Here is a 20,211-nt window from a genome sequence, read left to right on the forward strand (position 1 = left end):
GCTGTCAAGCGAGCGGAAGGGCCATGAGAACGTCGTCGACGTCGGTGCCGTCGACGCGGAATTCCCCGCGCAGCACGCCTTCCACGACGAACCCGCACCGCTCGTAGACCCGGCGGGCGGCGGTGTTGTGACCCAGCACGCGCAGCGTCAGCTTGGCCGCCCCGCGCCGGCGCGCCTCCGCCGCGGCCGCGGCCACCAGCCGTCCCGCGATGCCGAGGCCCTGGCGGTCCGGGTCGACGGCGAGCCCGCCGAGCACCAGCACGTGCGCGTGGGCGGGGATGCCGAACCCCTCGTCGAGCCGGACGTACCCGGCGACGACGTCGTCGTGCTCGGCGACCAGGACGTTCTCCGGCCGCGTGCCCTCGTCGAAGAACGGCGTGCCGGGCGGCGGCGGGGGAGCGGGGGACACCGCGGAGTCCCACGTGCGCTCGTCGATCTTGGCGAGCACGGCTTCGTCGCCGGTGCGGGCCGGCCGGACGGTGGTCGTCACGAAAGTCCCTTCCAGGCCTCTTCGACGATCCCGGCGAGCTCGCGGGGGTCGCGGTTGCCCTCGGCGCTGACGGGCCGCAGCGTGACGGTCAGGTCCGGGCCGCTGCGCTGGCAGCTCGTGACGAACGACCGCTCGGGGTCCGGCGTCGAACCGGCCACCGTCGTGTCGTTGTGGACCAGGCACTGCACTTCGCCGACGCGCACGAGCTCCGTGCTCGGCGCGGCCAGGCCCAGCGCTTCGGTGTCCTCGTACGGCGCCACCAGCTCCGGGGAGGCGGCGCTCACGGCGATCAGCTGGAACGCGCGCTCCAGCCGGTCGTCCTGGTACTGCTGCGCCACCGCGCCCGCACCGCCGTAGGCCGCGGACACGCGGGAGGCGGTCTCCCGGTCGGTCTTCTCGATCCGGGCGATGAGGTCCTTGCCCTTCTCCGCGTCGAACTTCGCGATCGTCTCCTGGGCCCGGCCGAGCCCGCCCAGGCTCGGCGGCGCCGTGAGCGCCCGGCCGCTCGGCCCGCCGAGCAGGCTCAGCACGAGCCACGGCACGCCGACCAGCACCGCGCCGACGATGACCCCGATCAGGCCCGCGAAGACCGGGTGGGCGAACGGCGAGCGCGGCGGCGGTGGCGGGGCGGCGGGGAACTCAGCGGTCACCCGGGCATCGTGGCGGAACCGGGCAATCGACGCGAAGGGAATTCCGCCGTCAGTGCCTCAAATGAGATGCGCGCGCCGCCAGATGCCTTCCGACCGGCCGCCGATCAGCCCCGCGTCGCGCAGGAACGGCACGATCTTCTCGGCCATCCAGCGGCGCGTCTCGTGGAAGTGCGGGTTCGCCAGCGCCGCGGCCCGGCCCTCGCGCGGGTCGATCCCGACGCTGCGGTAGATCCGCGGGTCGACCATGCTGTCGATGACGCCGAACGCGACCAGCGCGGTCCGCAGCCGGTGCCGCTGGAGGGCCGCCTTCGTCAGCTTCGGCGTCTCCCGCAGCACCTCTTCCTTGGCGAACCGGACGTGCCGGGCCTCCTCGACGACGTGGATGCGGTTGACCGAGCGGATCAGCGGCTGGATGCCGTCGTCGTCCATCATCGAGCGCTGCAGCCGGTCGGTGGTCTCCTCGGCGACCAGCACGCTGGCGAACATCGAGGGCCCGGCCGCGGTCGCGCCGAACACCTTGGCGGCACGGTGCACGACCTTCGGGACGCCGTAGCGCGGGACGCCGAGCCGCTCGGCGGTGCGGGCGAACATCACCGAGTGCCGCGTCTCGTCGCCGATCTCGGTCATCGCGTACTGCGCGTGCTCGGAGCGCGCGTCCAGGTCGAAGACGTACCGGGCGAGCAGCTGCATGAGGACGATCTCGAACCACAGGCCGACGCTCATGATGCTGGCGATCTCGTGCTTGGACAGCTCGATCCGCTGCTCCGGCGTCAGCTTCGCCCAGAGCGCGGTGCCGTGGAGGGAGACGCGCTCGAGCGGCATGTAGGCCTTGCCCTCGGCCAGCGGCGCGGCCCAGTCGATGTCGACGTACGGGTCGTAGGAGTTCTTCGCGGAGCTCTTGAGCAGACGAGCCGCGGTGACGTCCCGGTCCTGGGCCTCGACGCCCATGGCGGCCTCCGGAAAGTAGGGGGTACGCGCTGTACTAGTTACTTCGGCGAGCGTACACCGGCTCGCCGGACTTGAGTAGGCTTCCCGGGTGACCAAGGTCGACGGACGGGCGGCGCGCTGGGCGGGCCAGCAGGAGCGGCGGCGCGCCGAATTCGTCGACGCGGCCCTGGCGGCCATCGCCGAGCACGGCCCCGAGGTCTCGACGGAGCAGATCGCCGAGCGCGCCGGCGTGGCCCGCACCCGGCTGTACCGCCACTTCGCCGACGCGGCCGACCTCCAGCGCGCGATCGCCGAGCGCGCGGCCGAGCTGGTGACGGCCGAGCTCGCACCGCTCTGGCACCCCTCGGGCTCGCCGCACGAGATGATCACGACGGTGATCTCGACCCACCTGCGCTGGCTGACCGAGCACGAACCGCTGCACCGCTACCTCGCCCGCACGCTGCCGGCCCCGACGGACGTCCGCGGCACGATCGCCCGCCACCTCAGCCGCCTGTTCTCGGGCTACCTGACGGCGTTCGGCCTCGACCCGGCCCCGGCGGACACGATCGCGTTCGGCCTGGTCGGCTACGTCGAGTCGGCGACGACCCGGTGGCTCGACCACCCGGGCGCGCTGAGCCTGGCACAGCTGACGGACCAGCTGACCGGCACGATCTGGGCGATGCTCGACCACACGCTGAAGGCGGGCGGGGTCGAGCTGGACCCGGACCGCCCGTTGCCGCTGCCGGAGGAGCTGAGCTGAAGGGGACGGTGCTCGCACCAGATGCGAGCACCGTCCCCTTCAGCTCGTCAGACGCGCCGAACGTCCCTTTCAGCTCCCGTCCTCGCGGGGGAACTCGGCCCGGACCCCCAGCAGCCGCACCGCGCGGGTCAGCTCGAACATGCCCAGCACCTCCCGCGCGGCCCGCTCGATCTCGGCCTCGTCCGCAGTGGGCTCCGGCAGGGTGATGCTGTGGGTGTGGGTCAGGAACGGCACGAACCGCACCTTGACCGCGATCCGCGCCGCCGGGCGGCCTTCGTCCAGAACGTCCTGCGTGACCCGCTTGGCCAGCGCCGAGACCTCCGCCGCCATCTCGGCCGGGTCGGCGAGGTCGCGCTGGAACGTCGTCTCGCGGCTGCGGGAGCGGGCCACGTACGGGGTCGCGCTGACGTCGGCGTCGCCGATGCCGCCGCCGAGCAGCCGCAGCCACGGCCCGGTCTTCGGGCCGAACCGCGCGGCCAGCGCCGAAGCGTCCGCGCCCGCCAGGTCGAGGACGGTCTCGATGCCCAGCTCGGCCAGCTTCTTCGCGGTCTTGCCGCCGATGCCCCACAGCGCGTCGGTCGGGCGTCCGGCCATCACCGCCCACCAGTTCTCCTGCGTCAGCCGGTAGATCCCGCCCGGCTTGCCGAACCCGGTGGCGAGCTTGGCCCGCAGCTTGTTGTCGCCGATCCCGACCGCGCACGACAGTCCCGTCTCGCGCGCGACGGCGTCCTTCAAGCCGGCCGCCAGCGCCTCCGGGTCGTCGGTTTCCGCTCCGACGAACGCCTCGTCCCAGCCCATGACCTGCACGACGACCGGGAACTCCCGCAGCACCGCCATCACGCGCGCCGACACCTCGAGGTAGGCGTCCGGGTCACTGGGCAGGAAGACGGCGTCCGGGCAGCGCTTGGCGGCGAGCCGCAGCGGCATGCCGGACTGGACGCCGAACTCGCGGGCCGCGTACGAAGCGGTCGCGACCACGGCCCGTTCGGTGGGGTCGCCGTTGCCCCCGACGACGACGGGCTTGCCCGCGAGCTCCGGGTGGCGGGCGATCTCGACCGCGGCGATGAACTGGTCGAGGTCGACGTGCAGGACCCACTTCACGGGCCCAGTCTCGCCTCAGATCCGGTGCCGCGCCACGTGGGTCCAGACGGTGCCGGTGAGGGCGAGGATCCCGCACAGCGTCACCCCGGGGTCGGGCAGGACGAGCCCCACGACCAGCAGGGTCACGGCGACGACGTCGAAGACGATCAAGACGGTGCTCCGGAGCGCGCGCGACTTCGGCCGCTTGCCGTCGCGCAGCGCGGTGGCCAGATCGGGGTCGCTGAGCTCGAGACTGCGCTCGATCTTCTCGAGCTCGGTGCGATCGTGGTGACTGAGCATCGGGGCACTCCTTCGGCGCCGAACCCGCCGTATCGCCAGAGCGAATACCCAATCGTCCTCCCAACGAACCGCCGAACGCCTTCTGATTTCGTGCTTTTTGCTGCTCCGACCGGGTGATCCGCGCTCCGTGATCGCCCGTGGGCACGTTAAGTTGCCTTTCGAACGGGGCCGGTGACCGGCCCAGGTGACGGAGGGGGGCCGTTGCGTCCTCTTGCGTGCCGGAACCTTCAAGCAGCTGGAGGACCTCGATGACCTTGCCCACCGAACCGATCGGCAGCATCCCGCGCCCGGCGTACCTCGTCGAAGGCCTCGGGGAGTTCGCCGCCGGGCGGATCGACGCCGCCGCGCTCGCCGAGCTGGAGAGCCGCGCGCTGGCCGACACGATCAGCCGGTTCGAGGAGACCGGCTCGCCGGTGCTGACCGACGGCGAGCAGGGCAAGCCGAGCTTCGCGACGTACCCCCTGGCCGGGCTGACCGCGCTCGCCCCGGACGGCGTCGTCATCCCGTTCGCCGACGGGCACACCCGGCAGCTCCCGCGGCTGACCGCGGGCCCCTTCCGCTACGCGACCCACGCGGACGAGTACCTGACCCGGGCGAAGGCGCTCACGGCCAAGCCGGTCAAGCAGGCGGTGATCGCGGCGTCCGCCGTCTCGCTGATCTACCCGCCCGACGGCATCGACGGGTACTCGCAGGAGCAGTTCGTCGCCGACCTGGTGAACGAGGCCGAGGCGGACATCCGGCGCAGCCTCGACGCGGGCGCGGACAGCGTCCAGATCGACTTCACCGAGGGACGGCTGTCGCTGAAGCTGGACCCGTCCGGCGGCCTGCTGCGCCAGTTCGTCGACCTGAACAACGCGGTCCTCGACCGGTTCACCGCCCAGGAGCGCGCGAAGATCGGCGTCCACACCTGCCCCGGCGGTGACCAGGACTCGGTGCACAGCCTCGACGTCGACTACGCGGACCTGCTGCCGGCGCTGTTCGACCTCAAGGCCGGCCGCTTCTTCGTCCAGCTGACCAGCGAGCCCGACCCGGACCGGGTGCTCGCGATCATCGCCGGGAACCTGAAGGCGGACCAGCGGGTCTTCGTCGGCGTCACGGACCCGATCGACCCGCGCGTGGAGACCCCGGAGGAGGTCCGCGACCGCGTCCTGGCGGCGGCCCGCCACATCCCGGCCGACCGGCTGGGCACCTGCGACGACTGCGGTTTCTCCCCGTTCGCGGACGACACGTCGACTTCGCGCGACATCGCGTTCGCGAAGATCAAGGCCCGGGTGGAGGGCACCCGCCTGGCGGCCGAGAAGCTCGGCTGAGCCGCGGCGTGCGCCCGGGGATGCCGCCCCGGGCTCACGCCGCCTCGGCGGCGACCTTCAGGCCGAGCACGACGAGCAGGCTGCCCAGCACGGCGTCGAGCCCCCGCCGCACCCGGCGGTCGCGGAAGACCTTCTTCAGCGCCCCGACGACCACGGCGAGAGTCACGAACCACAGGACGGTGCCGGCGGTCGCGATGGCGGCGAGTTCGAGGGTCTGCAGGGTGGAGCCGTCGGCCGGGAGGAACTGGGGGAGCAGGGCGAGGAAGTAGACGGCCACCTTGGGGTTGAGCAGGTTGGTGAACAACCCCTGCCGGAAGGCCGCGACGGCTTTCAGCGGTTCCGTCTTGTCTTCACGGAGGTCTCGGTACTCGCCGCGGCGCACGGCCAGCCAGGCTTTGACCCCGAGGAACACGAGGTAGGCGGCCCCGACCAGCTTCACGACGGTGAAGGCGACGGCGGACGCGGTGAGGACGGCGGCCACACCGAGGGCGATCGCGACCACCCAGGCGAAGACACCCAGCGCGATCCCGAGCCCGGCGGCGATCCCGGCGCGCCGGCCGCCGGTGAGCGCGGAGCGGGTGACGACGACGAAGTCCGGGCCGGGGGACATCGCGCCGAGGAGGACGACGAGGAGGAAGGAGGCCGCGGTGGTGCCGGGGATCATGGAGCGAGCTTACGACCGCCGCGCGACCGGTTTTCCCGCATGTTTGTTCGATGACCTCAGCATCAAGACGAACGCGGCGTAGTCGGATCCGTCGAGGGTCGCCTTGGCCGTCGAGAACTTCTTGATCAGCGTGTCATAGTCCCGGTCGAAGGCAGGCTCCGAGGTGGCGAACAGCCGGACGACATCGGCGATCGTCAGAAGCAGCCGGCTCTGGCTGTAGAGCGTCCGAAAGTTCGGGGGCGGAGGAGCTTGTGGCTCCTTGAACTTGTTTTCTTCGCGGCTCTTGAGCTGCCACACCCACTGGCCGTGCGCCAGCTTGTTGCGGTCTTCGATTACCGGGGCCAGTTCGTCGGTGAGCAAGCCGCGGATCTCCACGTAGCGGCTGAAGTCCGTCGCACCGATGGTTCCGTTGTCGATCGGTTCGTGCGTCAGCACGCGGTAGTGGCGACGAGCGGCGAGTTCGACGGCCTCGAGCCACCGGTCGATTTGCGACCGAGACCGCCAGATCAACTGGCGCTCGCGGTCGTTGAAGCCGGTGGGGTCGACGATGAGCTTGCGCAGAGCAGCCTCGGCGAGAATGCCGTTGGTGAGGAGGTGCAGGCGCTGCAGAACGAGGACCTGATCTTCGCTGCCGCCCCGGATGGCCTCTTTGTGGGCCCGCTCGATCTGAGTCAAACCCTTCCTGACCGCGGAAAGGTTCTCGCTGTGCTTCGTGTACTCGGCACTGCGTGGGTACATGATCTCCAGCTCTACTCGCAGGCGTCAGGGTGCGCACGTTCGAGGTTGTGCACCCTGACGCCTGGGAGTCGAACCCAGCCTATCTCCCGAGGGAGACGCGCTCCGAGCGCCCACGCCCGTAGGGAGCCTACCTGAGCGCGCTGTGGGCTGGGCACTGCCGTCCGCATCGTGATGTTCGAATTTGAACTTCGTGTAGGGTCGATCTTGTGGGTGATTCCAGGGGTGACGACGTGACGGCCGAGGTGCGGACCCGGGTGCGGATCCCGCTCCGGTTGCACGGTGGTCTCGAGGTCGACGCCGAAGCCGTCACCTTCCGCGGCCTCGAGGACGGTGGGGAACACCTGGCTCTCGTCCTCGGCACGCCCGGGGAGGTTCCGCTGGTCCGGCCGCACTCCGAGTGCCTCACCGGTGACGTGTTCGGGTCCGCGCGGTGTGACTGCGGGCCGCAGCTGGCCGAGGCTGTCGAACGGATCTCCGAGGCCGGTGGGTACCTGCTGTACCTGCGGCAGGAAGGCCGGGGGATCGGGCTGTACAACAAGCTCGACGCCTACGCGCTGCAGGATGACGGCCTTGACACCTACGCCGCCAACGCCGCGCTCGGGTTGCCGGAAGACGCTCGCGACTACGCCGTTGCCGCGCAGATGCTCAAGGCGCTCGGGGTCGGTGAGGTCGATCTGCTCTCCAACAACCCCGACAAGGCTCTGCAGCTGCGGGACGCCGGGATTGCGGTGCGCGATGAGGTGCCCACCGGGGTTTTCGCTACTGACAACAACGTTCGGTATCTGCGGGCCAAGGCCGAGCAGACCGGGCACACCCTGCGCTTGCCCGGGATTGCCAGTTAGGGCTCATCGGCTTTTTGACTTTGCCACCTGATCGAGTGATGAACACGCGTTCGGGCGCCGGTAATCTTGGTGCGTGGACACAGAAGCGGTGTGGCAAGCGGACGCGGAGGCCTTGGCCGACCGGCTCCGCGGGCTGCTCACCGTCGTGCGGTCTGCAGAATCGGAAATCGGTGCGCTGCTCGTGGAAATCGAATCCCGCGGCGTGATGGAACTGTTCGGCTACCGCTCCACCGCCCGGTTGCTTGACCGCCTCGCCGACATTCCCCACGCCGCCCAGTGCACCGTCACCCGAGCCCGCGCCCTCAACCCCAGCCACACTCTCGACGCCGGGCCCGCTCTGGCTCCTGCCACCGGCGTTGCCGCCCGCGATGGCCCCCTGAGCACCCCGATGATCGACACCGCCCTCACCCACATTCCGCTGGAGCACCGCGACTGCGCCGAACGGGATCTGCTCGCCTTCGCCGCCGACGTCGGCCACACACAGGTCGCCGTCCTCGGTGCCCGGATCCTGGCCCACCTCGACCCCGACGCCCCGCACGAGCCGAGACCGAACCCGCCACCCCGGCCCGCGAACTGTCCCTGCGCCGCAAACGCTCTGGGGTGTGGGAGCTGTCGGGCCGCGTTGGACTCCTCGGAGCTGCCGGCTCAGGCCGGTGAACGCGCCCACGTGATGGTCGCGGTGTCCCTGAAGGACTTGAGGTCCGGGCTTGGTCGCGCCACCCTGGGTGACACCGGCTTGATCTCGGCGGTCGACGGCCGGATCCACGCTTGTGATTGCAAGCTGATCCCCGCTGTTCTCGGTTCCGGTAGTGGGGGTGGTCCTACGGATTTGGTCAATCTGGTGCTGGTGTGTGGGCACCATTATCGGTTGTTGCCTCGTTCCAGGCGTCGAAAACCCCGGCGCAACAACCTGCATCGGCCACTGCCGTTCGCAGCGTGAGGGGATCGGCCCGCAGCCACCAGACTTCGGGCCTGCACCCACGTGCCCGCCGTCCTCCGGCACCGTGGCCCGCGGCTCCGCGCTTTGGGGCACCCGGACCAAGCGTCGCCGGCTACGTAAGTCGCTGGGCTGCTGCCGCTGCCGGGCCCGTTGTCAGCTTCTCCAGCAAGCCGATCAACGCCGTCCGCTCCTCCGGCGTGAGCGACGCCGCCCACGCTTGCTCTCGCTCGTTGTGCTCCTGGTAAGCCTCGGCGACCGATGCGTGGCCCGCCTCCGTCAGGTCGAGCTCGACCGCACGGCGGTCGTGGGGAACCGTCGCGCGGGTTACCAGGCCGTCCCGCTCCAGCGTCTTGACCAGTGCCGAAACCGCCGCGCGGCTCATGCCGGCCAGGCGGGCCACGTGGCGGGACTCCAGGGGGCCGGCCAGCCACAGCACGAACAGCACCCGGAAGCCGCCCCAGCTCCAGCCTCGGGGGCGGTGGACCGTCGACTCCCAGTCGTAGACCAGCGCGCCCGCGAGGCGGTGCAGGGTCAGGCCGAGGCGCATTGCCACCGGGTCGGTCGCGGGGAGCTCGGCCTGCGTCTTCCCGATCGCGTAGTCGACGAACGAGAGGTAGTCGAGGTCGGCCGGTCGGTCGGTCATGCCGCCAGGTTAGGCGACGAAGGGGTTTCGCGCGGCGGAGCGGCGGGCTAGCCTGAGCCAGATAGTCAATGCTTTGACGATCAAGGAGCCCTAGCCGTGACGAAGAAAGCGTTCGCCTCTTCGGCCGACCTGGCGGAGAAGGCGCAGACCCTGGAAGTCCTGGACGACGGCGTCTACGCGCTGACCGCCGAGGGTGATCCCAACATCGGTGCCGTCGAAGGCGAGGACTTCCTCGTCTGCTTCGAGGCGCTGGCCACGCCCGTCGCGGCCCGCGAGTGGCTCGCGAAACTGCGGGAACACACCGACAAACCCGTGCGCTACCTGGTGCTGAGCCACTACCACGCGGTGCGTGTGCTCGGGGCGTCCGCGTTCGACGCCGAGGTCATCGTCGCGCACGAGAACACCCGCGCGCTGGTCGCCGAGCGTGGCAAAGAGGACTGGGCCAGCGAGTTCGGGCGGATGCCGCGACTGGCCAAGGGGGCGGATTCGGTGCCCGGGCTGACCTGGCCGACGCTGACCTTCTCCGACCGGCTCACCATCGACCTCGGCGGCGACCGCGGCGACCTGATCCTCCAGTACTGCGGGCGCGGCCACACCGAAGGCGACATCGTGGCCTGGCTGCCCCGGCAGAAGATCCTCTACGCCGGCGACCTCGTGGAAGCCGAAGCCGCGCTGTACACCGGGGACGCGTTCCACCGCGACTGGGCTTCGTCCACGTTGGACCGCGTCGGCGCGTTCGGGGCCGAGACGCTGATCGGCGGGCGCGGCGGGGTGAGCCGGGGCCGGGAGGCGGTCGACGCCGCCGTCGCGCAGACCCGGCACTTCCTGACCACGATGATCCGCGAGGTCGGCGCGGTCCGCGACGCCGGTGGCACGCTCAAGGACGCCTTCGAGCGCACCCACGCCGCCCTGAACGAGCAGTACGGGCACTGGCCGATCTTCGAGCACTGCCTGCCCTTCGACGTCTCCCGGCTGTGGGACGAGCTCGGCGGCATCGAGCGGCCGGTGGTGTGGACCGCCGAGCGCGACCGCGAAGTCTGGGACCAGCTCCAAGGCTAGGACGATGAGAGTCGCCGTCCTCGGCAGCGGCCCGGTCGGTCAGACGGCCGCGCTGCTGCTCGCGCGCTGGGGTGTACCGGTGGTGCTCGTCGACGAGCACGAGGTGCGCGACCCCGTGGGGTCCAAGGCGATCTGCCAGCAACGGGACACATTGGACGTCTGGGCGTCGCTCGGTGCGGGCTGCCTCGCCGAGGAAGGGCTCACCTGGACGACCGCCCGGACGTTCCACCGCGAGACCGAGCTGTTCTCGCTGAAGCTGCGCGACGGCGGGTCGGCGCTCCCGCCGTTCGTCAACATCTCCCAAGCCCGCGTCGAAGAAGTCCTCGACGGGCTGATCGCCGAGCAGCCGCTGATCGACGTCCGGCGCGGGCACCGCGTCACCGGCGTCACCCAGCCCGGCTGCGTCGAAATCCGGTGCGAGACGAAGGACGGGCCGCGCCGGATCGAGGCCGACTACGCGATCGCCTGCGCGGGTTCGCGGGGCGACACCGTGCGGCGGGCGCTCGGCCAGCACCTGGGCGGGTTCTCCTTCCGCGACCTGTTCCTGATCTGCGACATCCGCGCCGACCTGCCGGGCTGGGCGGCCGAGCGCCGGTTCCACTTCGACCCGCCGTGGAACCCGGGCCGCCAGGTGCTCATCCACCCGTGCCCCGGCTCGCAGTTCCGCATCGACTGGCAGGTCCCCGACGACTACGACCTCGCGGCCGAGGAAACCGGCGGCGCCCTCGACCACCGGATCCGCGCGATCATCGGCGACCGGCCGTACGAAGTCGTCTGGCGTTCGGTGTACCGCTTCCACACACGGCTCGTCGACCGGATGCGCGTCGGGCGCGTGCTGCTCGCCGGCGACTGCGCGCACCTGGTCGCGCCGTTCGGGGCGCGCGGGCTCAACTCGGGGGTCGCCGACGCCGAGAACGCGGCCTGGAAGCTCGCGTGGGTCCTGCGCGGCCACGCGGACGAGGACCTGCTGGAGACCTACCACACCGAGCGCCACGCGGCGGCCGTCGAGAACGCGGCGGTCACCACGGCCACGATGGACTTCCTGGTGCCGCAGGACGACGGGCAGCGTGCGCGCCGCCTGGACGTCCTCACCCGCGCGGCGACCGATCCGGCGGTGCACGAGCAGGTCGATTCGGGGCGGCTGGCCGAACCCTTCTGGTACGCGGATTCGCCGTTGACCACACCCGATCCGGCGCGCCCGCACGCCGGACGGCCCCGGCGGGGGACGTTGCCGCCGCCGGGACCGGGCGTGCTGCTGCCGGACGTCACCGTCGCGAGTGGACGGTTGCGTGACCACGCCCGCCGGGGGTTCCGAGTCCTGACGACCCCCGGCGTGCGAGCCGAAGGGGCGCCGGCGGTGGAGATCCCGGTGGGCGGGGCGCTGGGCGCGCGTCCGGGCGAAGCCTGGCTGGTCCGCCCGGACGCGTACGTCGCCGCTGTGCTACGGGTAGCTGACCAGCGGGCTCACCTGGTGCCCGGTGTTCGCGGCGTCACCCGCATCGTTGATGACGTGCGCGATCGTGCCGACGCCACCGAGTGACACCGATACGAGGTTGTGGAACCGGACCCCGCCGGTGTTCGGCACCTCGAACGAGTGACTGGCCACAATGGACGGATTGGTGTTGAAGAAGCAGTAGCTGCCCAGTCCCCAGCCTTCGTGGCTGGTCACCGAATCGGCCACCTTGTACGCCGCCCAGCCCTGCCGGCCGCCGCCGCTGGTCCAGGAGGCCTGGTCCGGCGGGTCGTACGGCATTTCGTTCTGGAAGAAGTACGTCCGCCCGCCGTTGCCGTTCCAGAGCACCTCGTACTGCTGGTAGTGCTCCACGAACAGGCCGTACATCGTCACGTTCGCGCCGTTGACGACGAGGCCGTTCGCCGCGGTGTTGACGTTCCAGCCGACGCCGTTCGAATGGTCGCCGCGCCACAGCCACATGTGGTCGCCGATGACGTTGTTCGAGTTGACCACCAGCGTCTGCGTGGCCTTGCCGACGGCCGCGCCGCCGATCCGGAAGAACACGTCGTGCAGCGACGTCGGGTCGGCCGCGTGGTTCGCGGCCGAGCCCGGCTGGCCGATCTGGACGAGCACCGGCGAGTTCACCGCGCCCGCGTCGACCAGCAGGCCGGCGATCTTCACCCCGTCCACATCGGACGTCGTGATGGCCGCGTTGCCGTTGGTGGGCATCAGTGTCGCCAGGCCGAGGCCGAGCACCACGGTGTCCGGGCGCGTGACGTTCAGCGCCTGGTCGAGGTGGTAGACGCCCGGTGTCACCAGCAGGTTCTTGCCCGCGGCCAAAGCGGCGTTGAGCGTCGCGGCCGAGTCCGACGGGTGCGCGACGTAGAACTCGCTCAGCGAGATCGCCTGCCCGGCCGGGGCGCCGTGACCCCAGCTCGTCCCGGACGAGTTCTGCCGCAGCGCCGGGACGAACACGTTGTAGCTGCCCGAGCCGTCGACGTAGAGGAACGGCTTCTCGCGGATCACCGGCGTCTGCCCGACGACGGTCTCCGGCGGGTTCGGGAACGACGCCGGCGGCGTGCCGGTCGAGCCGACGAACACCATGTTCCACACGCCGCCCTGCCAGCCGCCGAGCTCGCTGTTGCGGGTGAGGAACTGCTGCTGCGAACCGGAAACGGCGACGCCGTCGATCTTGCTGTCGGCGATCAGGCCGCCGCTGGCCCAGCCGTCGCCGCCGTTCCACAGCTGGATCTGGCTGCCCTTGAGGTGCATCCGGCGGTAGGGCGCCGCCTGCGCGACGGCCCAGCGCTCGACCTGCCCGGCGGGCAGCGTCACCGAGAGGTTCTCGGCGGAGCGCCAGAAGTTCTGGGTCGCGTTGCCCTTGTTGGCCGGGTTGTCGCCCTGCTGCAGCCAGTCGGCTTCGACGCGGACGTGCCCGTTGAGGTTGACGTCGTCGGGGGAGAGGCCCAGGCCCGCGACCTGCTCGTAGAAGCCGAGGTTGACGTCGGCGCTGTAGGTGCCGGGCTTGAACAGCACCGCGTAGCGCTCGGTGCCGAACTGGTTGGTGTGCTGCTGGTCGGCGATCTGCGTCAGCCGGTTCTGGATCGTCGCGGCCGGCGTCGAGGGGTCGAACACCGACACGTTCGGCCCGAGGTCCGGGTTGCGCGGGTCGGTCGGCGGGATCGTGGTGCCGCCGCCGGTGCCGTGCACGGCCACTTCCCACAGGGAGTAGCCGTAGCCGGTCGCCCGCTGGGTGCCGTAGACCCGCAGGTAGCGCGCGGTGCCGGTGAGGGGCACGGTCTGCGTGCCGCCCGCGCCGGTGGTGGTCGTGTACGCGCTCGTCCAGCTGTTCGCGTCCGAGGACAGCTGCACGGTGAACGCTTTCGCGTACGCGGCTTCCCAGGTGAGCACCACGTCGCAGAGCTGCTGCGCGGAACCCAGGTCGACCTGGAGCCACTGCGGATCGCTGAACGCGCTGGACCAGCGCGTGCCGGCGTTGCCGTCGACCGCGGCGGACGCGGGGGTGCCGCCGTTTTCGGTCGAGGACGCGGTCGCGGTGCGCCCTTGCGCGAGGTTGGTGGTTCCGCACGCGGCGGCCTGCGCCGGTGCGGAGCCGACCACCGCCGCGGTGGTGACCGCGGTGACGAAGGTGGTGGCGATGACGAGGAGGCGGTGTACGGGGGAGAACGTCGTTGATCTCATCGGCCTGCCTGCTGCTCGGGGGAGGACGTGCGAAGCGGACCGGGCGAGCCCCACAGCTCGCGCCGGTGTCGGGTGGTGCGGCGGGTTCGCGCCGGGCGCCCGCCCGGCGCCGTGAGCCGGAGGAGCGGTGCCGGGGTGGGTGCGACGGAGCGAACCGGTCAGCCCGAAGGTGTGCGTGACGCGGGGAACCGATCCGGGTGGCGGTCACGGAACCGGTTCCAGCGGCTCGAAGTCAACACCGCGGGGTTCGGCGGAGTCAAGGATCCGGCGCGGATTCGTTCGCCCGGACCAATCCGCGGCGTGGTCCGCGACCGTCCGGCGCAGGGGCGTTGACATTTTACGACTCTTTATTTATATCCTGAACTAAGAGCGTGCCGAGGAGCGGGACCCACACCCGCGCCGCGGACCACGTGAGCCGATCCGCGCCGGGGCAAGGCCGCCCCGGCGCCGGTTCGCCGTGGAGGTGCCCATGCAACGCCGCACACCGAGGACCAGCCCGCCCCGCCCGGGGCCCGGCCGCCGGACCCCGGTCCGCTGGACCGCGCTCGCCGTCCTCGCCCTGACCCTGGCCGCCCTGCTCACCGCGCCGGTCGCGCAGGCCGCGCCCGTCCTGCTCTCCCAAGGCCGCCCGGTGACGGCGTCCTCGGCCGAATCCGCCGCCTTCCCCGCGTCGGCCGCCGTCGACGGAGACCCCGGCACCCGCTGGTCGAGCGGGTTCAGCGACCCGCAGACGCTGCAGGTCGACCTCGGGTCCACCCAGCAGCTGTCCCAGGTCGTGCTGAACTGGGAAGCCGCGTACGCCAAGGCCTTCACGCTCCAGGCGTCCGCCGACGGCGCCACCTGGAGCACCCTCTACTCGACCACCACCGGCGCCGGGGGGACGCAGACCCTGACCGTCACCGGCAGCGGCCGGTACGTCCGGCTCACCGGCACCCAGCGCGCCACGCAGTACGGCTACTCGCTGTGGGAGTTCCAGGTCTACGGCGGGGGCGGCACCACGCAGCCCGGTGACGTCCTGCTGTCCTACGGGAAGCCCGGCACGGCGTCGTCGTACCAGGATGACGGGGCCTGCCCCGGCTGCGCGCCGGCGAAGGCGTTCGACCGCGACCCGGCGACCCGCTGGGCGACGAGCGCGACGACCGGCTGGGTCGACCCCGGCTGGATCACCGTCGACCTCGGCGCCGTCGCGGCCGTGCACCAGGTGGTCCTGCAGTGGGACCCGGCGTACGCGGTCGCCTACCAGATCCAGGTGTCGAACGACAACGCGAACTGGACGTCGCTCTACTCGACCACCAGCGGCAAGGGGTTCAAGGAAACGCTGACGCTGAACGGTTCCGGCCGGTACGTCCGGATGTACGGCACCGCCCGCTCGAACGGCTACGGCTACTCGCTGTGGGGCTTCGACGTCTACGGCACCGGCGGCAACCCGGCGACCCCGCCGCCCGCGCCGCCGGCCCCGCACTTTCCGGGCACGCTGGTCTGGAGCGACGAGTTCAACGGCGCGGCGGGCGCCAACCCGGACGCGAGCAAGTGGACCGCCGAGACCGGCCCCGGTGTCAACAACGAGCTCGAGTACTACACGAACAACAACAACGCCAAGCAGGACGGCCGCGGCAACCTCGTCATCCAGGTCCGCCGCGAAGCCACCCCGGGCAGCGCCTGCCCGGTCGACCCGATCAGCGGCAGCGGCACCTGCCAGTACACCTCGGGCCGGATCAACACCGCGGGCAAGTTCAGCTTCACCTACGGGCACGTCGAGGCGAACATCAAGGTGTCCGGCACGCAGGGGCTGTGGCCCGCGTTCTGGCTGCTGGGCGCCAACTTCTTCAGCGGCACGCCGTGGCCCAACTGCGGTGAGATCGACATCATGGAGCACGTCGGGAAGTCGCCGAACCTGGCCTACTCGACCATCCACGCCCCGGCCTACAACGGTGCCGGCGGCATCGGCGCACCCCTGGACCTCGGCCAGGACGTCTCCGCCGGGTTCCACAAGTTCGGCCTCGACTGGGACGCGTCGCACATGACGTTCTACGTCGACGGGAACGCGTTCGAGACGATCAACCGCGACACCGTCGAGAGCACGCGGGGTCCCTGGGTGTACGACCACCCGTTCTTCCTGATCCTCAACAACGCCATCGGCGGGGACTTCCCCGGCCCGCCGGGCGCGGGCACCGTGCTCCCGCAGGACATGGTGATCGACTACGTGCGGGTCTACCAGTGAGGCGGCTCGTCCTCGGTGCGGTGGTGACGGCGGGCCTGCTCGCCGTCCCGCCGCTCGCCGCCCAGGCGGCTCCGGCGCTGCTCTCCCAGGGGCACGCCGTGACCGCGTCCTCCACCGAGAACGCCGCCTTCCCGGCGAGCGCGGCGGTCGACGGCGACCCGGGCACGCGCTGGTCCAGCCTCGCCGCCGACCCGCAGACGCTGCAGGTCGACCTCGGCTCGGCGCACACCTTGAACCAGGTCGTCCTCCAATGGGAGGCGGCCTACGCCACGGCCTTCACGATCCAGGCCTCGGCGGACGGCGGCCAGTGGACCACCGTGTACTCGACCACGACCGGCACCGGCGGCACCCAGACGCTGCCGGTGTCCGGGAGCGGCCGGTACGTCCGGCTGACCACCACCCGGCGCGCGACCCAGTGGGGGGTGTCGCTGTGGGAGTTCCAGGTCTTCGGCGACGGCTCGGCGCAGGCGTGCGGCAGCGCGAACGCGGCGCTGAGGCAGCCCGCGACCGCGTCGAGCGTCCAGTCGGACGCGTTCCCGGCGAGCGCGGCCGTCGACGGCGACGGCGGCACGCGCTGGTCGAGCCTGGCCGCCGACCCGCAGTGGCTCCAGGTCGACCTCGGCAGCGCGCGGGCGGTCTGCGGCGTCGACCTGACCTGGGAGGCGGCGTACGCGAGCGCGTACACGGTCCAGCTGTCCACCAACGGGACGTCGTGGACGACGGCGGCGACCGTGACCGGTGCGGGCGGCACCGAACACCCGGCCGCTTCCGGCACCGCGCGGTACGTCCGGGTGAACACGACCGCGCGAGCCACCCAGTGGGGCGTCTCGCTGTGGGAGTTCGCGGTGCACACGTCCGACACCGCACCGCCGCCGACCGGCTGCCCGTGGGTCGGCTCGACGGCGCCGGTCGCCGACCGGGTCACCCAGCTGATGGCGGCGATGACCCCGCAGCAGAAGGTGAAGGTGCTGCACGGCAACGGCGCGACGGGGCCGTACATCGGCAACACCGACGCCGTGCCCGAACTGTGCATCCCGGCGCTCGGCCTGCAGGACGGGCCCGCCGGGGTCGGGGACGGCCTCGACGGCGTCACCCAGTTCCCGGCGCCGGTGACGGCCGCCGCGACCTGGGACACCGGCCTGCTCAACCGGTACGGCACGGCGATGGGGGCCGAGTTCGCCGGGAAGGGCGTCGACATCGCCCTCGGCCCGACGATCAACCTGGTCCGTGACCCGCGGTGGGGCCGGAACTTCGAGACCTACAGCGAGGACCCGTACCTCGCCGGCGCGGCCGGGACCGCGACGATCCAGGGCATCCAGAGCCAGGGCGTGATGGCGCAGGCCAAGCACGCGGCCGCCTACAACGTCGAGGCCGGGGCGTCGCGGGGCACGCCGTCGGACAACGTCATCATCGACGACCGGACCCTGCACGAGCTGTACCTGCCGGCGTTCCAGCAGGTGGCGAGCCAGGGGCAGGTCGCGTCGATGATGTGCGCCTACAACCAGATCAACGGCGTCCCGGCGTGCCAGAACAGCGGCGTGCTCACCACGGCGATCAAGCAGGACGCGAACTGGGGCGGCTTCGTCGGCTCCGACTGGGGCTCGGCGACCGGCGGCCCGCGGCAGCTGGCCAACGGCGGCCTGGACCTGGAGATGCCCGGCGGCGCGTTCTTCGGCCAGGGCCTGCTCGACGCCGTTTCGCGCGGCGAGGTCACGCAGGCGCGCGTCGACGACATGGTCCGGCGGGTGCTCACGCAGCTCTTCAAGTTCGGCGTCTTCGACCGGGCCCGGCGGGGCACCCCGCAGTCGGTGGTGACCAATGCGGCGAACGTGACGACCGCGCGGGACGTCGCCGCGGCCGGGGCGGTGCTGCTGAAGAACACCGGTGTCCTGCCGCTGACCGCTTCGACGAAATCGATCGCGCTCTCCGGCGGCGACGGGATCGACCCGCAGAACATCGGCGGCGGCAGCGCGAAGGTGAACCCCTCGCCCGCGTCGGTGAACCCGATCAACGGGATCAAGGCGCGGGCCGGGTCCGGGGTCACGGTGTCCTATGTGGACGGCGCGGGGGAGCACGTGCAGACGCCGGACATCGCGGCTGCCGTCGCGCAGGCCCGCACCGCGGACGTCGCAATCGTGTTCGCCGGCTACGGCGAGTCCGAGACGGAGGACCTCGACACGATCGATCTGCGGTTCCAGCAGAACGAGCTGATCGACGCCGTGGCTTCGGCGAACCCGCGCACGGTCGTCGTGCTCAACACCGGCTCGGCGGTGACCATGCCCTGGCTGGGCAAGGTCGCGGCGGTGATCGAGGGCTGGTACCCGGGCCAGGAGAACGGCAACGCGATCGCTTCGCTGCTCTACGGCGACGTCAACCCCTCGGGCAAGCTGCCAGTCAGCTTTCCGAAGCGGATCGCCGACCTGCCGACGGCGGACGTCCAGCAGTTCCCGGGCGCCAACGACCGGATCGAGTACTCCGAAGGGCTCAACGTCGGCTACCGCTGGTACGACAGCCGGGGCGTCGAACCGCTGTTCCCGTTCGGCTTCGGCCTGTCGTACACGACGTTCGGGTTCTCGAACCTGGCCGTCACGCCGCAGGGCACGAACGGCACCGCGACCGTGACGGCCACGGTGACCAACACCGGCACGCGGGCGGGCGCCGACGTCGTCCAGCTCTACGTCGGCCAGCCGGCCGGGAACGGGGAACCGCCGAAGCAGCTGAAAGGGTTCAAGAAGATCCAGCTCGCCCCCGGGCAGAGCCAGGTCGTGTCGTTCCCGCTCACCCCGCGGGACCTCGCGCACTGGACCGGTTCGTGGACGACCGGCGCCGGCCAGTACCGGGTCTACGTCGGCGACTCGTCGCGGAACGTGCCCCTGTCGGCCGCGCTGACCGTTTCCTGAGTCGATTCCCGGACCACCAGGGAAGTCGGGACGATCAGCGGCGCACCGGGTGGCGGCGCCCCGGCCAGCTGTGCGAGCAGCTGCCGGGCCGCCGCCTCGCCCATGGCCCGCAGCGGCTGGCGGATCGTGGTGAGCGGCGGCTGGGTGTGCGCGGCCAGGGGGATGTCGTCGAAGCCGACCACGGCGACGTCCCCCGGCACCGCGCGCCCGGACTTGCGCAGCCCGGCCAGGACGCCGGCCGCGGTGAGGTCGTTGTGGGCGAACACCGCGTCGAACTCCGGGCCCGAGGCCAGCAGCTGGAGGATCGCGGCCTCGCCGCTCTCGCTCGTGAAGTCGCCTTCGATGATGAGGCTCGGGTCGAGCGTCAGCCCGGCGTCGAGGACGGCTTCGTTGAACCCGTTGAGGCGGTCGGCGGTGCAGCCGAAGTCGTGCGGGCCGGTGACGGTGGCCAGCCGGGTGCGGCCGGTGGCCAGGAGGTGGCGGGCCGCCGTCGCGCCGCCGTGGCGGTTGTCCGTGCCCACCGACGGGAACGCGGGACGGCGGCCGCGGTCGTCGATCACCACCACCGGCAGGCCGGAGTCGTGCAGGACGCGCAGGTGCCGCACCGCGTCCGGGGGCTCGATGAGCAGCAGGCCGTCGAACGCCTTCGCCGACACCTGCCGCGAAAACTCGTCCAGGGATTCGGTGCCGCGGTTGGCCGTGGACAGCAGCAGGCCGTAACCCTTCGACTCCACGACGTCGGCGACGCCCTGCAGCACCTCGCCCATCCACGGCCAGGTCAGGCCCGGCACCAGCATCCCGACCGTGCGCGTCACGCCGCGGGCCAGCCCGACCGCGCCGGCGCTGGGGATGTACCCGGTCGCGGCGATCACCTCGCGCACCCGGATCGCGGTCGCCGCGTCCACATCGGCTTTGTTGTTGAGAACCCTGGACACGGTCGTCTTGCTCACCCGCGCGCGGCGGGCGACCTCGGCGATCGTGACGCGCATCCGTCCTCCCGAGCGGGGGGTGGCAAGTCCTGTGGTGCCAAGG

General features: G+C 71.5%; 18 protein-coding genes. 8 read left to right on the plus strand and 10 right to left on the minus strand.

Going from position 1 to position 20,211, the window contains the following annotated elements:
- Positions 1-4 precede the first annotated feature (4 nt).
- The 3 genes from AB5J73_RS33330 to AB5J73_RS33340 are packed head-to-tail and all read right to left on the minus strand — an operon-like array spanning position 5 to position 2,088.
- Positions 5-490 (minus strand): N-acetyltransferase family protein, encoded by a 486-nt coding sequence (locus AB5J73_RS33330; protein ID WP_370962709.1) that lies wholly within the window; start codon positions 488-490, stop codon positions 5-7.
- A complete protein-coding gene (locus AB5J73_RS33335; RefSeq protein ID WP_370962710.1) occupies positions 487-1,140 on the minus strand; it encodes a hypothetical protein in 654 nt (217 codons plus the stop codon). Before AB5J73_RS33335 ends, AB5J73_RS33330 begins: the two co-directional genes overlap by 4 nt.
- A gap of 57 nt (positions 1,141-1,197) precedes the next feature.
- Positions 1,198-2,088, minus strand: coding sequence for a diiron oxygenase (locus tag AB5J73_RS33340; protein WP_370962711.1), 891 nt, complete (start codon positions 2,086-2,088; stop codon positions 1,198-1,200).
- Between the two features lie 88 nt (positions 2,089-2,176).
- Between AB5J73_RS33340 and AB5J73_RS33345 the strand changes: the two genes are divergently transcribed.
- On the plus strand, positions 2,177-2,827 hold the full coding sequence (locus AB5J73_RS33345) for a TetR/AcrR family transcriptional regulator (protein ID WP_370962712.1): 651 nt from the start codon (positions 2,177-2,179) through the stop codon (positions 2,825-2,827).
- 69 nt (positions 2,828-2,896) lie between these two features.
- On the opposite strand, the gene AB5J73_RS33350 is transcribed toward AB5J73_RS33345, so the two are convergent.
- Both AB5J73_RS33350 and AB5J73_RS33355 read right to left on the minus strand, forming a co-directional pair.
- A complete protein-coding gene (locus AB5J73_RS33350; RefSeq protein WP_370962714.1) occupies positions 2,897-3,928 on the minus strand; it encodes a DNA polymerase IV in 1,032 nt (343 codons plus the stop codon).
- Between the two features lie 15 nt (positions 3,929-3,943).
- Entirely contained in the window at positions 3,944-4,207 is a 264-nt protein-coding gene (locus tag AB5J73_RS33355; RefSeq protein ID WP_370962715.1) for a DUF3040 domain-containing protein, read from the minus strand.
- Between the two features lie 248 nt (positions 4,208-4,455).
- Here AB5J73_RS33355 and AB5J73_RS33360 point away from each other — a divergent pair, with 248 nt between their 5' ends.
- Positions 4,456-5,517, plus strand: a complete 1,062-nt coding sequence (locus AB5J73_RS33360; RefSeq protein ID WP_370962717.1) for a cobalamin-independent methionine synthase II family protein — start codon at positions 4,456-4,458, stop codon at positions 5,515-5,517.
- Between the two features lie 34 nt (positions 5,518-5,551).
- On the opposite strand, the gene AB5J73_RS33365 is transcribed toward AB5J73_RS33360, so the two are convergent.
- Positions 5,552-6,181 (minus strand): LysE family translocator, encoded by a 630-nt coding sequence (locus tag AB5J73_RS33365; RefSeq protein ID WP_370962718.1) that lies wholly within the window; start codon positions 6,179-6,181, stop codon positions 5,552-5,554.
- Between the two features lie 9 nt (positions 6,182-6,190).
- Positions 6,191-6,919 carry a hypothetical protein gene (locus tag AB5J73_RS33370; RefSeq protein ID WP_370962719.1) on the minus strand — a complete coding sequence of 243 codons (729 nt, stop codon included), beginning with the start codon at positions 6,917-6,919 and terminating at the stop codon, positions 6,191-6,193.
- A gap of 230 nt (positions 6,920-7,149) precedes the next feature.
- On the opposite strand from AB5J73_RS33370, the gene ribA reads away from it, so the two are divergent.
- Together ribA and AB5J73_RS33380 are read left to right on the plus strand one after the other, a co-directional pair.
- Positions 7,150-7,761: a GTP cyclohydrolase II gene (ribA, locus tag AB5J73_RS33375; RefSeq protein ID WP_370962720.1), complete on the plus strand. Its 612-nt coding sequence runs from the start codon at positions 7,150-7,152 to the stop codon at positions 7,759-7,761.
- Positions 7,762-7,834: 73 nt separating this feature from the next.
- Complete coding sequence (locus AB5J73_RS33380; RefSeq protein WP_370962722.1) at positions 7,835-8,701, plus strand: HNH endonuclease; 867 nt, start codon at positions 7,835-7,837, stop codon at positions 8,699-8,701.
- Positions 8,702-8,813: 112 nt separating this feature from the next.
- Here AB5J73_RS33380 and AB5J73_RS33385 read toward each other — a convergent pair whose 3' ends face one another.
- Complete coding sequence (locus AB5J73_RS33385) at positions 8,814-9,344, minus strand: MarR family winged helix-turn-helix transcriptional regulator (protein WP_370962723.1); 531 nt, start codon at positions 9,342-9,344, stop codon at positions 8,814-8,816.
- Between the two features lie 96 nt (positions 9,345-9,440).
- Between AB5J73_RS33385 and AB5J73_RS33390 the strand changes: the two genes are divergently transcribed.
- Positions 9,441-10,403: an MBL fold metallo-hydrolase gene (locus AB5J73_RS33390; RefSeq protein WP_370962724.1), complete on the plus strand. Its 963-nt coding sequence runs from the start codon at positions 9,441-9,443 to the stop codon at positions 10,401-10,403.
- A gap of 4 nt (positions 10,404-10,407) precedes the next feature.
- On the plus strand, positions 10,408-11,943 hold the full coding sequence (locus AB5J73_RS33395) for an FAD-dependent monooxygenase (RefSeq protein ID WP_370962725.1): 1,536 nt from the start codon (positions 10,408-10,410) through the stop codon (positions 11,941-11,943).
- On the opposite strand, the gene AB5J73_RS33400 is transcribed toward AB5J73_RS33395, so the two are convergent.
- Entirely contained in the window at positions 11,845-14,058 is a 2,214-nt protein-coding gene (locus AB5J73_RS33400) for a discoidin domain-containing protein (RefSeq protein ID WP_370962726.1), read from the minus strand. The genes AB5J73_RS33395 and AB5J73_RS33400 overlap by 99 nt on opposite strands.
- Positions 14,059-14,527: 469 nt before the next feature.
- Between AB5J73_RS33400 and AB5J73_RS33405 the strand changes: the two genes are divergently transcribed.
- Both AB5J73_RS33405 and AB5J73_RS33410 read left to right on the plus strand, forming a co-directional pair.
- Positions 14,528-16,279 (plus strand): discoidin domain-containing protein, encoded by a 1,752-nt coding sequence (locus AB5J73_RS33405; RefSeq protein WP_370962728.1) that lies wholly within the window; start codon positions 14,528-14,530, stop codon positions 16,277-16,279.
- On the plus strand, positions 16,276-19,179 hold the full coding sequence (locus AB5J73_RS33410) for a glycoside hydrolase family 3 C-terminal domain-containing protein (protein ID WP_370962729.1): 2,904 nt from the start codon (positions 16,276-16,278) through the stop codon (positions 19,177-19,179). The genes AB5J73_RS33405 and AB5J73_RS33410 overlap by 4 nt, the downstream gene beginning before the upstream one ends.
- Here AB5J73_RS33410 and AB5J73_RS33415 read toward each other — a convergent pair.
- Complete coding sequence (locus tag AB5J73_RS33415; RefSeq protein WP_370962730.1) at positions 19,122-20,168, minus strand: LacI family DNA-binding transcriptional regulator; 1,047 nt, start codon at positions 20,166-20,168, stop codon at positions 19,122-19,124. The two genes, AB5J73_RS33410 and AB5J73_RS33415, sit on opposite strands and share 58 nt — an antisense overlap.
- Between the last annotated feature and the right edge of the window lie 43 nt (positions 20,169-20,211).

The sequence above is a fragment of the Amycolatopsis sp. cg9 genome, assembly GCF_041346945.1.
Lineage (GTDB): Bacteria > Actinomycetota > Actinomycetes > Mycobacteriales > Pseudonocardiaceae > Amycolatopsis.

Bases quoted from the DNA above. Each gene is read 5' to 3' on its own strand.
- AB5J73_RS33355 (WP_370962715.1), bottom strand. From the start codon at position 4,207: ATGCTCAGTCACCACGATCGCACCGAGCTCGAGAAGATCGAGCGCAGT.
- AB5J73_RS33400 (WP_370962726.1), bottom strand. From the start codon at position 14,058: ATGAGATCAACGACGTTCTCCCCCGTACACCGCCTCCTCGTCATCGCC.
- AB5J73_RS33360 (WP_370962717.1), top strand. From the start codon at position 4,456: ATGACCTTGCCCACCGAACCGATCGGCAGCATCCCGCGCCCGGCGTAC.
- AB5J73_RS33365 (WP_370962718.1), bottom strand. From the start codon at position 6,181: ATGATCCCCGGCACCACCGCGGCCTCCTTCCTCCTCGTCGTCCTCCTC.
- AB5J73_RS33395 (WP_370962725.1), top strand. From the start codon at position 10,408: ATGAGAGTCGCCGTCCTCGGCAGCGGCCCGGTCGGTCAGACGGCCGCG.
- AB5J73_RS33340 (WP_370962711.1), bottom strand. From the start codon at position 2,088: ATGGGCGTCGAGGCCCAGGACCGGGACGTCACCGCGGCTCGTCTGCTC.
- AB5J73_RS33415 (WP_370962730.1), bottom strand. From the start codon at position 20,168: ATGCGCGTCACGATCGCCGAGGTCGCCCGCCGCGCGCGGGTGAGCAAG.
- AB5J73_RS33385 (WP_370962723.1), bottom strand. From the start codon at position 9,344: ATGACCGACCGACCGGCCGACCTCGACTACCTCTCGTTCGTCGACTAC.
- AB5J73_RS33370 (WP_370962719.1), bottom strand. From the start codon at position 6,919: ATGTACCCACGCAGTGCCGAGTACACGAAGCACAGCGAGAACCTTTCC.
- AB5J73_RS33405 (WP_370962728.1), top strand. From the start codon at position 14,528: ATGCAACGCCGCACACCGAGGACCAGCCCGCCCCGCCCGGGGCCCGGC.